The 13,545-nt window shown below is 69.9% G+C and carries 16 protein-coding genes; 7 read left to right on the top strand and 9 right to left on the bottom strand.

Annotated features, from left to right (window positions below; translation table 11 throughout):
• Positions 1–9 precede the first annotated feature (9 nt).
• Positions 10–873 carry a TIGR03621 family F420-dependent LLM class oxidoreductase gene (locus L1857_RS01765; RefSeq protein ID WP_116110278.1) on the top strand — a complete coding sequence of 288 codons (864 nt, stop codon included), beginning with the start codon at positions 10–12 and terminating at the stop codon, positions 871–873.
• A gap of 337 nt (positions 874–1,210) precedes the next feature.
• Here L1857_RS01765 and L1857_RS01760 read toward each other — a convergent pair whose 3' ends face one another.
• Entirely contained in the window at positions 1,211–1,465 is a 255-nt protein-coding gene (locus L1857_RS01760; RefSeq protein WP_116110277.1) for a helix-turn-helix domain-containing protein, read from the bottom strand.
• A gap of 155 nt (positions 1,466–1,620) precedes the next feature.
• On the opposite strand from L1857_RS01760, the gene L1857_RS01755 reads away from it, so the two are divergent.
• Positions 1,621–1,767: a hypothetical protein gene (locus tag L1857_RS01755; protein WP_167481496.1), complete on the top strand. Its 147-nt coding sequence runs from the start codon at positions 1,621–1,623 to the stop codon at positions 1,765–1,767.
• Here L1857_RS01755 and L1857_RS01750 read toward each other — a convergent pair.
• Entirely contained in the window at positions 1,764–3,356 is a 1,593-nt protein-coding gene (locus L1857_RS01750) for an alpha/beta hydrolase (protein ID WP_116110276.1), read from the bottom strand. The genes L1857_RS01755 and L1857_RS01750 overlap by 4 nt on opposite strands.
• A 191-nt stretch (positions 3,357–3,547) precedes the next feature.
• Here L1857_RS01750 and L1857_RS01745 point away from each other — a divergent pair, with 191 nt between their 5' ends.
• Genes L1857_RS01745 through L1857_RS01735 form a run of 3 tightly spaced genes read left to right on the top strand, consistent with a single transcriptional unit; the run spans position 3,548 to position 6,081 of the window.
• Positions 3,548–3,823, top strand: coding sequence for a DUF3311 domain-containing protein (locus L1857_RS01745; RefSeq protein ID WP_094003220.1), 276 nt, complete (start codon positions 3,548–3,550; stop codon positions 3,821–3,823).
• A complete protein-coding gene (mctP, locus tag L1857_RS01740) occupies positions 3,823–5,502 on the top strand; it encodes a monocarboxylate uptake permease MctP (RefSeq protein ID WP_094003219.1) in 1,680 nt (559 codons plus the stop codon). The genes L1857_RS01745 and mctP overlap by 1 nt, the downstream gene beginning before the upstream one ends.
• A 9-nt stretch (positions 5,503–5,511) precedes the next feature.
• Positions 5,512–6,081 carry a peroxidase-related enzyme gene (locus tag L1857_RS01735; protein WP_094003218.1) on the top strand — a complete coding sequence of 190 codons (570 nt, stop codon included), beginning with the start codon at positions 5,512–5,514 and terminating at the stop codon, positions 6,079–6,081.
• Here L1857_RS01735 and L1857_RS01730 read toward each other — a convergent pair.
• From L1857_RS01730 to L1857_RS01710, 5 genes are all read right to left on the bottom strand, one after another.
• The gene (locus tag L1857_RS01730; RefSeq protein ID WP_116110275.1) at positions 6,069–6,377 is read right to left on the bottom strand and encodes a hypothetical protein; all 309 of its coding nucleotides are present in this window, start codon (positions 6,375–6,377) and stop codon (positions 6,069–6,071) included. The genes L1857_RS01735 and L1857_RS01730 overlap by 13 nt on opposite strands.
• A 4-nt stretch (positions 6,378–6,381) precedes the next feature.
• Entirely contained in the window at positions 6,382–7,311 is a 930-nt protein-coding gene (locus L1857_RS01725) for a bifunctional helix-turn-helix transcriptional regulator/GNAT family N-acetyltransferase (protein ID WP_116110274.1), read from the bottom strand.
• A 288-nt stretch (positions 7,312–7,599) separates the two neighbouring features.
• Positions 7,600–7,749 (bottom strand): hypothetical protein, encoded by a 150-nt coding sequence (locus L1857_RS01720; protein WP_017985832.1) that lies wholly within the window; start codon positions 7,747–7,749, stop codon positions 7,600–7,602.
• A gap of 99 nt (positions 7,750–7,848) precedes the next feature.
• Positions 7,849–8,391, bottom strand: coding sequence for a pyridoxamine 5'-phosphate oxidase family protein (locus L1857_RS01715; protein WP_116110273.1), 543 nt, complete (start codon positions 8,389–8,391; stop codon positions 7,849–7,851).
• Entirely contained in the window at positions 8,388–9,761 is a 1,374-nt protein-coding gene (locus L1857_RS01710) for an MFS transporter (protein WP_240323134.1), read from the bottom strand. Before L1857_RS01710 ends, L1857_RS01715 begins: the two co-directional genes overlap by 4 nt.
• A gap of 60 nt (positions 9,762–9,821) precedes the next feature.
• On the opposite strand from L1857_RS01710, the gene L1857_RS01705 reads away from it, so the two are divergent.
• Positions 9,822–10,274, top strand: coding sequence for a winged helix-turn-helix transcriptional regulator (locus L1857_RS01705; RefSeq protein ID WP_116110271.1), 453 nt, complete (start codon positions 9,822–9,824; stop codon positions 10,272–10,274).
• Here L1857_RS01705 and L1857_RS01700 read toward each other — a convergent pair.
• Positions 10,255–11,451: an ATP-binding protein gene (locus L1857_RS01700; protein ID WP_094003212.1), complete on the bottom strand. Its 1,197-nt coding sequence runs from the start codon at positions 11,449–11,451 to the stop codon at positions 10,255–10,257. The two genes, L1857_RS01705 and L1857_RS01700, sit on opposite strands and share 20 nt — an antisense overlap.
• Before the next feature lie 180 nt (positions 11,452–11,631).
• Here L1857_RS01700 and L1857_RS01695 point away from each other — a divergent pair, with 180 nt between their 5' ends.
• The gene (locus L1857_RS01695) at positions 11,632–12,189 is read left to right on the top strand and encodes a DoxX family protein (protein ID WP_233157019.1); all 558 of its coding nucleotides are present in this window, start codon (positions 11,632–11,634) and stop codon (positions 12,187–12,189) included.
• Between the two features lie 39 nt (positions 12,190–12,228).
• Here L1857_RS01695 and L1857_RS01690 read toward each other — a convergent pair whose 3' ends face one another.
• Positions 12,229–13,500, bottom strand: coding sequence for an acetyl-CoA C-acetyltransferase (locus tag L1857_RS01690; protein WP_094003210.1), 1,272 nt, complete (start codon positions 13,498–13,500; stop codon positions 12,229–12,231).
• Positions 13,501–13,545 lie beyond the last annotated feature (45 nt).

Genomic DNA, 13,545 nt, shown 5'->3' with positions numbered 1-13,545 from the left:
GGTCGGACCATGCTGGGGATGCGATTCGGCGTGAACATGATGGAGCCCGGGACGCGGGCGGAGTTCGTGGACAAGGTCCGGCGGGCCGAGGATCTCGGGTTCGACGTCGTGACCGTGGCCGACCACCTCGGGATGCCCGCGCCGTTCCCGGCGCTGGCGCTCGCGGCGGAGACGACTTCCCGGGTGCGGCTGGGCACCTTCGTGCTCAACGCGCCCTTCTACCACCCCGCCGTGCTGGCGCGGGACGTCGCGACCACCGACCAGTTCTGCGACGGGCGGCTGGAACTCGGCCTCGGCGCGGGGTACGTGCGCGAGGAGTTCGAAGCGGCCGGACTGCCGTGGCCGGGGCGCCGGATCGACCACGTCGAGCGGACGGTCGTGGAGCTGCGCAGGCTGTTCGCGGACCCGGACTACCAGCCGCGGCCGGCGCAGGACGGCGGGCCGCCGCTGCTGCTGGGCGGCTGGGGCGACCGGATGCTGACGATGGCCGCCGAGCACGCCGACACGATCGCGCTGACCGGGGCGCCCACGGCGAAGGAGGGCGGGCTGGTCGGGCTCGCCGACGCGGACGCGTTCGCGGAGCGGGTGGCGTTCGTGCGCTCCCGGCTCGGCACGCGCGAGGCGGAGATCAACGTGCTGGTGCAGCTGGTCGTGGTGACCGACGACCGGCGCGCGGCGCTGGCGGACCTGCAGCGGTTCGCGCCGGACATGAGCGTCGAGGCGATCGGTGAGCTGCCGACGCTGCTGGTGGGCTCGGTGCCGGAGATCGTCGCCCAGCTCTCGGACATGCGGGAGAAGCTGGGGATCACCTACGTGTCGGTGCTGGAGCGGAGCATGGCTGACTTCGCTCAGGTGCTGGAGCACCTGTCCTAACCGCGAGTCCCACGTTCAGCCGCGCGAGTCCCACACTCCGGCGGGCGAGTCCCACGCTCCGGCGGGCGAGTTCCACGTTCGGGTGGGCGGGTTCCGCGCTCCGGCGGGCGAGTTCCACGCTCGGGTGGGTGAGTTCCGCGCTCCGGCGGGCGAGTTCCACGCTCCGGCGGGCGAGTTCCACGCTCCGGCGGGCGAGTTCCACGCTCCGGCGGGCGAGTTCCACGTTCGGGTGGGCGAGTCCCACACTCTGGCGGGCGAGTTCCACGCTCCGGCGAGCGAGTTCCACGCTCCGGCGGGCGAGTTCTGCGTTCTGGCGGGCTGCGTCGTGCGTGCTCGGCTACCCCGTCGGTACGCCGCTGATCGCGTCGCGGAGGGCGTCCAGTGGGAGTCCGACCGCGTCCGCGAGGGCGACCACCGTGAAGAACGCCGGCGTGGGAATCCGCCCGGTCTCGATCTTCCGCAGCGTCTCCACCGAGACGCCCGCCTCCAGAGCCACCTCGGCCATGCTGCGCGGACCCCGCGCGGCTCGCAGTGCGGCACCGAGACGCTCGCCGCGTTCGCGTTCGGCTTCGGTCAGCGGGACTCGCACCATGGCCACAGTCTATCCGCCCAGTTGTCCCCAGCCTGTGGACAACTCTGTGCACAGGCTGGGGACTACCAGAAGAACGGAGGCAAGAAAACCGCCGGACCGGCAACTCATCCGCTGTGTCGCACGTCTCAGTGGTACCTGGCCGAGAGGAGGTCGTCATGTTGCTGGCAGGCGGGCTGATGTTCCTGTTGACCCTGGTCTACCTGGTCCTGTGCACCTGCACGGGCCGGTTCCGGGAACTGACCCGAGAACCGGAGAACCCCGCCGGGAACGAGCCCGGCGGGGTCCTCGAGACCAAGAACTAGGCGGTCGGGTCGGGCAGCGGCATACCAGGCAGCGTCTGGTCCCGCGGCACCACCCCGTCCACGAGGAAATCTTCCACAACCTTGTCCACCGCCGCGTTGCCGCCAGCGTAGATCCCGTGGTCACCCTCGTCGGTCACGGTGATCATCCGCGACCCCTGGAACGCGCGGTGCGCCCGCTCGGCGCCCTCGATCGGCGTCGCCGGGTCGTGCGTCGCCTGCACCATCAGCACCGGCGGGACACCCCGGCCGTCCAGGACCGGCAGCGGCTCCGGCTTGTTGTTCCAGAAGATGCACGGCTGGATCAGCCAGCCCCAGCCCAGCAGCGGGTACTTCGGCCCCAGCTGCGCGGACTGCCGCACCGCCGTGTTGCGGTTGCCGAACCACGGCCCCTCGTTGCAGGGGATCGTCCAGAAGCTCGCGTCGTAGGCGTCGTCGTAGTCGCTCGGCACCATCAGCGGCTGCGGGCCGACCGCGTCGGTGACGGTCTTCACCTGGTCCAGCAGCGCCGTCTGCTGCTGCGCCGACGCCGTGCCCTGAGTCAGGTTCCGCACGTTGACCAGGTAGTCGGCCAGCTCGGGGAAGAACCGCTTGTTGTACAGCTCGGAGACGATGAACGAGTCCAGCGCGTTGGCCGACAGCTTCGTGCGGTCGACCTCCACCGGGTTCTGCGTCAGGGCGTAGCGCACCTGCTCGTACGTCTGCCGCGCCATCTCGGCGGTGGTGCCGAAGTGGTAGAGGCTGTCGTACTTCGCCATCCACGGCAGGAAGTCCTCGCGCCAGCGCCGCTCGAAGCCCAGCGGCTGCCAGTCGAACGACTTCTGCCAGGTGGTGGTGAACTCGGTGTTCGAGTCCAGCACGAACTTGCCGGTCCGGTTCGGGAAGGCCTGCGCGTAGTGCGCGCCCATCCAGGTGCCCGCCGAGTACCCGACCCAGTTGATCTTCTGCCGCTTCAGCAGCACGCGCAGCAGGTCGAGGTCGTTGATCGTCTGCCGGGTGTTGATGAACGGCCCGAGGTCGCCGGACTTCACCTGGCACGAGTCGGCCGCGTACTCGGTGGCGTCCAGGATCAGCTTCAGGTTCTCCCGGCTGCGGTCCCGCGGGTCGAGGTCGGCGCCGGTGCCGATCGCGCCGCCGCAGGTGATGTTCGTGCTCTTGCCGGTGCCGCGCGCATCGAACCCGATGATCTCCTGGTGCTCACGCACCTGGGTCTGGTTGCGCAGCCGCGCCGGGAACATCCGGCCCGGTGCGCCCGGCCCGCCCGGGTTGACGAACGTGCTCTCCGTCGCCTCGCCGGTCGCCTTGAGCCGGCTGACCGCGATCGTCACGTCGATGCCCTGGTTCGGCGACGACCAGTCGCGCGGTGCGGAGTAGGTCGCGCACTCGATGCCCTCGGCGCCGGCCGGCGGGGTCTGCCCCGACAGCTCGTCCGTGGTGCAGGTGTGCCAGTCCAGCGCCTGCTGTGCGTAGCGATCCGGGATGCCGGTCGAGTTCAGCGCGGGTCCGGCCGGTGCCGCGATCGCTGGTGTGCCCGCCGCCAGCAGGGTGCCGGCCAGAGCCGGGATCACCACCGCCCAGCGCGTCCGTGTCATGCTCGCCCCTTCGTCACTGCCCGCTACCGCGCGCGTACGCCGCGGCGGCCTCATTCATATCGGCCGCACCGGAGCCGGGCAACCTGCCTTCGTCGGGTGTTGCCCTGATCAAATCGATATCCGGGGAGCGTGACGACGGGTGGTTCAGCACTTAAGGTCAAGCCCGCCCTGTCCCGTCCAAGTGAGGTCACATGTCTGGCAAAGCCGCCGGGAAGGTCACCGGGCTCCAGATCAGCCCGTGGAACCTGCTCCTGCTGTTACCACTGCTGATGCTCGTCACGCCGTGGTTCAACTTCGACAAGCCGCGGGTCCTGGGACTGCCGTTCTTCTACTGGTACCAGTTCCTCTTCGTGCTCGTCGGGGTCGTCTCCGTGGCGATCGTCTACGTGATGACCAAGGGGAAGCCGGTGGTGAAGGGCAAGCCGGACCGGCTCGCCGTGGAAGAGCTGGACGAGGGTGAGAAGTGATGGCACTGGCACAGGCACCCGGCAGCGGCCTGCAGTGGGTGGAGCTGAGCGTTTTCGTCCTGCTGTTCCTGGTGGTCAGCGTGATGGGTTTCGTCGCGTCCCGGTGGCGCGCGGCGGCCTCGCTGGACCACCTCGACGAGTGGGGGCTGGGCGGCCGCAAGTTCGGCTCGTGGATCACCTGGTTCCTCGTCGGCGGTGACCTCTACACCGCCTACACCTTCGTGGCCGTGCCCGCGCTCGTGTTCGGCGCCGGCGCGCTGGGTTTCTACGCCCTGCCCTACACCGTGATCCTGTACCCGATCGTCTTCCTGCCCGCGCTGCGGATGTGGTCGGTGTCCCGCTCGCGTGGTTACGTGACACCGGCCGACTTCGTGCGCGGCCGCTACGGTTCGCCGACGCTGGCGCTGCTGATCGCGATCACCGGCATCGTCGCGACCATGCCCTACATCGCGCTGCAGCTGGTCGGCCTGGAAGCGGTGCTGCGGACGATGGGTCTCAACGGCGCCGGCATCGCCGGTCACCTGCCGCTGCTGATCGCGTTCCTCGTGCTGGCGCTCTACACCTACCAGTCGGGCCTGCGCGCGCCGGCGCTGATCGCGTTCGTCAAGGACGGCCTGATCTACGTCGTCATCCTGGTCGCGGTGTTCTACCTGCCTGCCAAGCTCGGCGGCTGGTCGCACATCTTCGACGTGAGCCAGCAGAAGCTGCAGACGCCGGATCCGAAGACGGGCAACCCGTCCGGTTCGATCCTGCTGACCGCGAACAACCAGCTGCAGTACGTCACCCTGGCGCTCGGTTCGGCGCTGGCGCTGTTCCTGTACCCGCACTCGCTCACCGGTGTGCTCGCCTCGCGCGGCCGCAGCGTGATCAAGCGGAACATGATCGCGCTGCCGGCGTACTCGCTGCTGCTGGGCCTGCTCGCGCTGCTCGGCTACGTCGCGCTGACCGCGGGCGTCAAGCCGATCACCAACGCCGCCACCGGCAACCCCGACTCCAACACCGTGGTGCCGGTGCTGTTCGACACGCAGTTCCCGTCGTGGTTCGCGGGTGTGGCGTTCGCCGCGATCGGCATCGGCGCGCTGGTGCCCGCCGCGATCATGTCGATCGCCGCGGCGAACCTGTGGACCCGCAACATCTACAAGGAGTACCTGAAGCGGGACGCCACCCCGGCGCAGGAGGCCAAGCAGGCCAAGCTCGCGTCGCTGGTCGTGAAGTTCGGCGCGGTCGCGTTCATCCTGTTCATCGACCCGCAGTTCTCGATCGACCTGCAGCTCATCGGTGGCGTGCTGATCCTGCAGACGCTGCCCGCGGTGGCGATCGCGCTCTACACGCGGTGGCTGCACCGGTGGGGCCTGATCGCCGGCTGGATCGTCGGCATGGTGTGGGGCATCATCATGCTCTACGGCATCCCGAACCCGAAGACGGGCAAGGCGCACTTCGGCGGTTCCGCGCTCGCGCTGGACAAGCTGTCGATCTTCGGCTGGCACCCGTTCTCGGGCTCGATGATCCAGATCTACCCCGGGTTCGTGGCGCTGATCGCGAACCTGGTGGTGGCGGTGATCGTCACGGTGATTGCCCGGAGCCTGAAGGTGTTCAACGGCACGGACGACACCGAGGGCACCGACTACCACGCCGACGAGCACGACAAGGACCTGCGCCCCATCGGCGCGGCCCACTAGGAGGATGACGTGGACAGCCGGTTCGGTGTCACGGAGCTGGAAGACCTGCCCGAGGACCTGCGGGAGCGCATCGGCGTGATCGCGGAGAAGTCGGGCTTCGTGCCGAATGTCTTCCGGGCGCTGGGGCACCGGCCGGCTGAGCTGCGCGCCTTCCTCGACTACCACGACGCGCTCATGGAACGCACCGACGGCCTGACCAAGGCCGAGCGGGAGCTGGTCGTGGTGGCGACGTCGGGGGCGAACCACTGCACCTACTGCGTGGTCGCCCACGGCGCGATCCTGCGGATCCGTGCAAAGGATCCGCAGCTGGCCGACCGGGTCGCCACGAACCCGTGGCAGGTCGAACTGGACGAGCGGGGCCGCGCGATCGTCGATCTGGCGCTCGCGCTGGCTCGCAAGCCCGAAATGTTCGGCGAAGCCGACCTCGAAGCCGCGCGCAAGGCGGGGCTGACCGAGGACGAGATCTGGGACGTCGGCGCGATCACCGCGTTGTTCGCGATGTCCAACCGGCTGGCGCACCTGACCGCGCTGCGGCCCAACCCGGAGTTCTACACGATGGGCCGCGATCAGAAGCGGTAGAGCGCTTCGTGCAGGTCGCGCTGGATCTCGTACTTGCGGAGCAGGCGGCCGAGCAGCCGGGCCCACCACTTCGCCGGGTGTCGGTAGGCGCGCACCCACAGCGGCGGGATGCGGTCCGGGATGCGCGGATCGGCCTTCGGGCGGAACTTGTCGCCGGTGAGGACGACGGTCGGGTGCCCGCGCGGGCAGGCGGTGGTCACCGAGATGACGCCGGGCATCAGGTTGTGCACCCACTCCACCTCGTCGATCCCCATCAGGGTCCGGGTGTCGCAGGTTTCGCAGTAGACGACGAACATCGGGTCACAGCTCCCGCCGCCACGTTTCGCCGACGAGGTCGTGTCCGAAGCTGTGGTGGGGTTGCGAGTCGACGAGTTCGAACCCCGCCCGCCGGTAGATGTGCCGCGCGGCGACCAGGACGCTGTTGGTCCACAGTTCCATCGCGGTGTAGCCGTGCGCCCGCGCGAAGGCCAGGCACTCGTCCACCAGGCGCTTGCCGACGCCGTGGCCGCGGGCGTGCGGTTCGACGAGCAGCAGGCGCAGTTTCGCGGTCTTGTCGTCCGAGCCGCGCACGCAGAACACGCAGCCGGCGCGTTCCCCGCCCAGCTCGGCGATCCACCCGGCCTCGCGGGCCGGGTCGTGGTGGTCGACGTAGTCGGCGATGATCCGCGCGACGAGGGCTTCGTAGGTGGCGTCCCAGCCGTACTCCTGGGCGTAGATCGCGCCGTTGCGCTGCACGACCCAGCCGAAGTCGCCGGGCCGGGGCGGGCGCAGCACGAGCGCCGGGGCGGGCTGGCGGTCGCCGACGAGGTGGCTGATCGTGCGCATGGACGTGACCAGGCGGTGCTGGTCGTCGTCGGTGAGGCGGCCCAGCAGCTCGCCGATCTGCGCGGTGGTGCGGTCCTCGAGGACCTGCTGCTCGGCGCGGCCGGCGTCGGTGAGCCGGACGAGCTGGCGGCGCCCGTCGGTCTCGTGGCGTTCCCGGACCAGCAGGCCGCGGCTTTCCAGACGGGCGAGCAGGCGGCTGGCGTACCCGGGGTCCAGATCGAGGCGGCGACGCAGCTCGGCGACCTCGGTGACGCCCTCCTGGGCCAGCTCGTAGAGCACCCGGGCCTCGCCGAGGCTGTAGTCGCTGCCGACGAGCCCTTCTTCGAGGACCCCGATGAGACCGGTGTAGAGCCGGTTGAAGGCGCGGACCTGCGTGACGCGGTCCCGGAGTGCCTGGTCGCTCATTGACCACCTCAACAAACTCGTTGACTGAGTCAAACACTACTCCCGCCGGGATCGGGCGCAAGTGGTTTTTCGAGGTGGTTTTCAGCCAGAACGGCCACTGTGTCGCGACCGTCAGGCAGGGCGGTGCCCGTGACATCTGCGGGGATGTTCGCCCGTGGGGACCCGGGAAATTGGAAACCCCGTGATGCTGCCAGGTCGGGGGTCCGCCAGCATCACGGGGTCATCTGGGGTATCGCCACTTCCCCTGGTGGCGTTACAACCTGATCTAGTTGTGGTCTAGCTCACGCTTCAGCGCAAGTTGGACTGACGCGCCTGGGCGATGGCGATCAGCTCCTGGCGGACCGTCACGGAGCCGGCGGTGTCGATCGCGCGGCTCAGCGCCCGGCGGGTGCGCGCCTCGGCGCGGCGGGCTCGGAGCTTGGCGGCGATGTTGCTCATCGGTGTTCGCATCCCTCGTGCATCTCGGTGGCTGTGCTTCCAGTATGCACCTTTTTTCACAAGGTTGCCAACGATTGTCCGGTGACCTAGGGCACTTGCCTACGAATCATCGGCCGCAGCCCAATCTTGCGGAAGATCGCCCTTTCTAGCTTGGTCACTAGAAAGCGGTAGAGACTCCCAGATGCGGCTGCGGAGGTCGGCGCCGCGGATCACCTGGATCCGCCACGGCTCCAGGCGCAGGACGTGCAGCTTCGGATCCGACGGCGACCGCCAGAACGCGCCCAGGTCGTACCCGGCGCCGCGCGGGCTCGTGTTGCGGTAGAGCCGCCACACGTGCGACTTCACGTCCAGGTCGTCGACCCATTCGGCCACCGCCTCGACGGCCACCGAGTTGTTCCCCGGCTTCCAGTAGGAGAACGAGGTGTGCGGGTTGCGGGCCAGGTGGGCGGCCTTGACCGGGGTCCGGTAGGTGGCCAGCCACCCGCGCGGCTGCCCGTCCACGTTCTCCCAGACCGGGATGAGGATCCGCGTGCGCGGCCGGTTCCGCGAGTCGACGGTGACCATGGTGGCGTACCCGATCGAGCCGACGTAGGCGTTGAACTCGGCTTCGAGTTCGGCGAAGGAGCGCACGGTCCGGCTCATCGCGCCACCCGCAATCCGAACGCGCTGATCACGGCGGCCACCGCGGCGGCCGCGATCGGCACCACCAGCGCCGTCCGGTAGCCGTCCACGCCCACGGACGCCCCGGTGAGCACCGCCGTGCAGGCGGCGAGCCCGAGCGCCGCGCCGAACTGGAACGACGTGTACAGCAACCCGCCGGCCAGCCCCTGCTCGCGCTCGGCGACCCCGTCGGTGGCGACGATCGTCAGCGGACCGTAGGCCAGCGCGAACGCCACCCCGAGCACGATCATCGTCGGGAACATCGCGAGGTAGACGGTGTCCGTGCCGATCGGCAGGAACAACGCGTAGGACACCACGGCGAGCACCAGGCCGGCCACGATGACCTTCGCGTTGCCGAACCGCTCGACCAGCCGTGGGGTCAGGGTCGGGGCGAGGACGGCGTCCGCGCCGATCGCCAGCATCGCCAGGCTGGTCTGCAGCGAACTCCACCCGCGCAGTTCCTGCAGGTACAGCACGGCGATGAACTGGAACCCGAAGAAGGCCGCGGCGAACAGCAGACCGGCCAGGTTGGCGCGCACCAGCGCCCCGGACCGGAGCAGGCCGAGCCGCACCAGCGGGGCGGCGGACCGGCGCTCGACCAGGACGAAGACGGCGGCGAACGCGAGCCCGGCGGCGACCGTCGCGGTGGTCCAGCCCGCGGACACGTGCGTGGAGCGCTCGACGCCGAGCACCAGCAGCACGATGGCGGCCGTGATGGTCACCGCGCCGAGCACGTCGACCCGCCGGTCTGCGGTGCGCTCGCGGGGCGTGGCGGGGATGAACGCGACGCCGAGCACCAGGATGATCAGCGCCAGTACGGCGGGCGCGAACAGCACCAGCCGCCAGTCCACGGCGCTGAGCAGCCCGCCGAGCACCAGCCCGAGCGAGAAGCCGCCCGCGGCCGTGCCGGAGTAGACCAGCAACGCCCGGTTGCGCTGCGGGCCCTCCTCGAAGCTGGTGGTGATGATCGACAGGCCGGCCGGGGTCATCACCGCGGCGGCGACACCCGCGACGAACCGCGCGACGATGAGCAGCCAGCCCTCGCCGGCGAGCCCGCCGACGGCGGAGACGACCAGGAACACGGCGAGCCAGACCAGGAACATGCGGCGCCTGCCGAACAGGTCGGCGGCCCGGCCACCGGCCAGCATGAACCCGCCGTAGCCGAGCACGTAGGCGCTGACCACCCACTGCAGCTCACCGGTGGACAGGCCGAGGTCGGCGCGGATGGCGGGCAGCGCGACGTTCAGCATCGCGACGTCGATGCCCTCCAGGAAGATCGCGCCGCAGAGGACGAACAGCATCCCCCAGGTTCGGGGCGTGAAGCGCGGTCGCGCTTCGACGGTGGTGGACACGAGATCCGCTCCCAAGGTTTCGATTGGTAACAGACGAATCTTGTGTGACCATTGACGACTGTGGAAGACGGCACTTCAAAGGCACTCGGTTACTGCACGGGAACCGAAGACGACGAGGTCAGGCAGTGGGACACCCGCGCGGACTGCGACGTCCGGCACATCCTCGACCGGGTGGCGGACAAGTGGTCCCTGCTCGTGATCGCGTTGCTCGACCGGCGCACGATGCGGTTCTCCGAGCTGCGGCGGGCGATCGACGGGGTCAGCCAGCGGATGCTCACCGTGACGCTGCGGCACCTGGAGCGGGACGGGATCATCAGCCGGACGGTCTACCCGGTGGTGCCACCGCGGGTGGACTACGAGCTGACCCCGCTGGGCATGTCGCTGCACCGGGTGATCAAGTCGCTGGTGACCTGGACCGAAGAGCACCAGCAGGAGATCGCCGCGGCGCACGCGGCCTACGACGAGCGGGTCGCCGCGGAGGAACCGGAGCTGGTCAGTCCACGGCTCGGCTGAGCAGGTAGTGCCCGAAGTGCGGCACGGTGAAGGCGATGTGCCCGCGCTCCGCGGAGTACACCAGCCCCTTCTTCATCAGCGAGTCCCGCGCCGGGGACAGTGACGAGGGCTTGCGGCCCAGGTAGACCGCCACGTCCGAGGTGCCCGCGCTCTCGTCGCGGCCCTGGGTCAGCTCCGCCATCGCGCGCAGGTACTCGCGCTCGGCCGGCGTGGCGCGTTCGTAGCGGGACCCGAAGAAGCCGACCGCGAGTTCCTGCTCGGCTTCGGGGGCGGCGACCTGCACGTCCTGCACGGTGATCGGGTCGTCCGGTGCCGCGTCCCAGGCGGCCTTCGCGTAGGCCTGGATGAAGTACGGGTAGCCGCCGGAGGCGTCGAACAACGCGTCCAGCGCCTCGGGTTCGATGCCGGCGTCCTCGCGTTCGATCGGCGCCAGCACCGCGCGGTCGGCCTCCGCGCGGTTGAGCCGGTCGATGCGCACGTACCGGAACAGCCGCTCGGAGTAGGACTTCGAGGCCGACAGCACCGCGGGCACGTGCGGCAGCCCGGCGCCGACCACCACCAGCGGCGCGCCGGACTGGGACAGCTCGTGGCACGCCGCGCACAGCGCCGACACGTCGTCGGGCTGCAGGTCCTGGATCTCGTCGATCAGCAGGGCCACGCCGGTGCCGACGTCCGCGGCCAGTTCGGCCACGTCGGTGAACAACTCGACCAGGTCGATCTCGATGTCCCCGGAGTCGGCCCGGCCCTGCGCGGCCGGCACGTCGATGCCCGGCTGCCACCGGTCCCGCAGCTTCGCGTCCGCCTTGTTGGAGCGCAGCGCAAACGCTTTCAGCACGCCGAGGACCTCTTCCACCCGGTCCGGCGCCCGGTGCCGCACCGCGAGGTCCCGGATCGCGCGGTGCAGGGCCGCCGACAGCGGCCGTCGCAGCTCCGCGTCCGGGCGCGCCTCGATCTTGCCCGCGCCCCACCGGTGTTTCACGGCCATCGACCGCAACTCGCCAAGCAGCACGGTCTTGCCGACGCCGCGCAGGCCGGTCAGCACGAGGCTGCGTTCCGGGCGGCCGCGGGCGACCCGCTGCAACACCACCTCGAACGCGGTCAGCTCGCGTTCACGGCCGGCCAGCTCCGGCGGCCGTTGCCCGGCGCCCGGTGCGAAGGGGTTGCGGATCGGGTCCACTCTGCCAACGTATCGGCGTGTCTAGGGCGACCCCGATATTTGCGGAGATTCCGGTATCGGCGTGTCGCTATCTCTTTCTAGCTTACTCTAGTGTGAGAGCTAGAAAAGCTTAGGGATGAACAGACGCGGGAATGGGTAGATCCTCGACGTGACATGTCGCATCCGAGGAAGGCGAGGATCGTGATCTTGCGTCGACTGGCCCGCCCCATGCTGGCGAGCATCTTCATCTACGGCGGTATCAACGCCCTGAGGCAGCCCGAGGGGCACGCCGAGGCGGTCAAGCCCGTGCTCGACAAGGTCGGCGAGCAGCGGGACAAGCTGCCCGAGGCCGTTCCCACCGACCCGGTGAGCCTGGTCAAGATCGACGCCGGGGTGAAGATCGCGGCCGGGACCCTGTTCGCGCTCGGCAAGTTCCCGCGGCTGTCCGCGCTGGCGCTGCTGGGCAGCCTGGTGCCGACGACCGTCGCCGGGCACCCGTTCTGGGAGGCCAAGGACCCGCAGGAGAAGCAGCAGCAGCTGATCCAGCTGCTCAAGAACGCCGGCCTGGCCGGCGGGCTGCTGATCGCGGCCGCCGACACCGAGGGCAAGCCGTCGCTGGGCTGGCGCGCCCGCCGCGCCGCCGACAAGGCGAGCAAGCGTGCCCACAAGGCCACGGAGAAGGCGAGCAAGAAGGCGCACAAGGCGACGAAGCAGATCCAGTCGACGGCCGCCTCCGCCCGCGACGTCCTGCCGGTGTGACGACGAAGGGCCACCCTCGCCGAGGGTGGCCCTTCGCGGTCACTTCTCCAGGATCGCCGTGATGCCCTGGCCGCCTGCCGCGCAGATCGAGATCAGGCCCCGGCCCGAGCCCTTCTCGTGCAGCAGCTTCGCCAGCGTCGCCACGATGCGGCCGCCCGTCGCGGCGAACGGGTGTCCCGCGGCCAGCGACGAGCCGTTCACGTTCAGCTTCGACCGGTCGATCGGCCCCAGCGGCTGGTCCAGCCCCAGCTTCTCCTTGGCGAAGGCCGGGCTCTCCCACGCCTTCAACGTCGCGAGCACCTGGGAGGCGAACGCCTCGTGGATCTCGTAGAAGTCGAAGTCCTGCAGCGTCAGCCCGGCCTTCGCCAGCATCCGCGGCACCGCGTACGCCGGGGCCATCAGCAGGCCCTCGCCGCCGTGCACGTAGTCCACCGCCGCGGTCTCCGAGAACGTCAGGTACGCCAGGACCGGCAGCTTCCGCTCGGCGGCCCACTCCTCGGTGGCCAGCAGGACCGTCGACGCGCCGTCGGTCAGCGGGGTCGAGTTGCCCGCGGTCATCGTGCCGTCGGGGCCGCCGAACACCGGCTTGAGCTTGGCCAGCTTCTCCGCGGTCGAGTCCGGCCGCAGGTTCTGGTCGCGGGACAGGCCGAGGTACGGCGTCACCAGGTCGTCGAAGAACCCGCGCTCGTAGGCGGCGGCGAGGCGCTGGTGGCTGGTCGCGGCCAGGACGTCCTGCTCCTCGCGCGAGATCTCCCACTCCTTGGCCGTCAGCGACGCGTGCTCGCCCATCGACAGCCCGGTGCGCGGCTCGGCGTTGCGCGGGATCTCCGGCACGATCTGACCCGGACGAAGCTTGGTCAGCAGCTTGAGCCGCTGGCCGACCGTCTTCGCGGAGTTGAGCTGCACCAGGATGCGGCGCAGGTCGTCGTTCACCGCGAGCGGGGCGTCCGAGGTGGTGTCCACGCCACCGGCGATCGCCGAGTCGATCTGCCCGAGCGCGATCTTGTTGGCGACGTTGACGATCGCCTGCAGACCGGTGCCGCACGCCATCTGGACGTCCGCGGCCGGCGTCTCCGGCGACAGCTTGCTGCCCAGCACGCTCTCCCGGGCCAGGTTGAAGTCCCGCGCGTGCTTGAGCACGGCACCCGCGGCGACCTCGCCGATGCGCTCGCCCTGCAGCGCGAAGCGGCTCACCAGGCCGTCCAGGGCGGCGGTGAGCATGTCCTGGTTGGACGCGTTGGCGTAGCGGCCGTTCGACCGCGCGAACGGGATGCGGTTGCCGCCGACGATGGCGACGCGACGAACGTCCATCAATTCCTCCCACTGCGGTGGTGAGCCTCGGATGACAGTGTAACC

Source organism: Amycolatopsis thermalba, from assembly GCF_023376025.1.
Lineage (GTDB): Bacteria > Actinomycetota > Actinomycetes > Mycobacteriales > Pseudonocardiaceae > Amycolatopsis_E > Amycolatopsis_E thermalba.
This window is presented reverse-complemented; position numbering and strand designations above follow the sequence as displayed.